Here is an 804-nt window from a genome sequence, read left to right on the forward strand (position 1 = left end):
CGGCCGCGGTGCGCCGCACCGAGCGGGGGGTGGAGTTGGGCAGGCCCAGCACGGCCTGGGCGCGGAACACGGCGGTGGCCTGGTCCTCGTGGGGGTGGACGACCTGCAGCTGGCGCGCCCACACGTCGATGTAGGCGCGCTGGGTGCGCGTGATGGCCGTGCGCGCGCCGTCGGGCAGGGCGGACATGTCGCGGTCCTGCACACGGATCACGTCGCGCTGGGCGAGGGCGAAGTCCGCCTGGAAGCCGATGAGGGCCCGCAGGGTCTCCGCCCCCGGCGCGTGCTGCGCCTCGGCGGCCAGCCCGCCGTCGAGCAGGTCCTGCGAGGCCGTGTCGAGGATCGCCGTGAGCACGGCGGCCTTGCCGGCGAAGTGGCGGTAGATGGCGGGGCCGCTGATCCCGACCGCGGCGCCGATGTCCTCGAGGCGGACCGCGTCGAAGCCCCGGGCCGCGAACAGTCGCGCCGCGGCCGCGAGCAGGTCCACCCGGCGTCGGGCCTTGGCGGCCTCCCGGGCGGTCGGCGGGGTCGCCGGGGCGGCGGGGGACGCGGGATCGGCGGCGGGCATGGGTTCCACTGTAGGACGAGACGAGGCGCGCCGGGCGCCCGGTCGACGTCAGTGACGATCGTCACTACACTGAGGCTCGGTTCAGTTAGTCGTCATTCACTGAAGGGGGTCTCATGACCGCCAGCACCCCGGCCCCGGCCGCGCAGTCCGCGCCCACCGTGGCCGAGCGCAACGCGGCCGGCCACGCTCGGCTCGAGCAGGAGCTCGCCGACCTCGTCGCCCGCACGTCGCTCGGCGGG

Annotated in this window: 1 protein-coding gene; it reads right to left on the bottom strand. The window is 76.0% G+C overall.

From position 1 onward, the window contains the following. A partial coding sequence (locus tag HMPREF3105_RS02010) for a TetR/AcrR family transcriptional regulator (protein WP_070708655.1) occupies positions 1-565 on the bottom strand: 565 nt, incomplete at its 3' end. Between the last annotated feature and the right edge of the window lie 239 nt (positions 566-804).

This window comes from Micrococcus sp. HMSC31B01, from assembly GCF_001816085.1.
Taxonomy (GTDB): Bacteria; Actinomycetota; Actinomycetes; order Actinomycetales; family Micrococcaceae; genus Micrococcus; species Micrococcus luteus.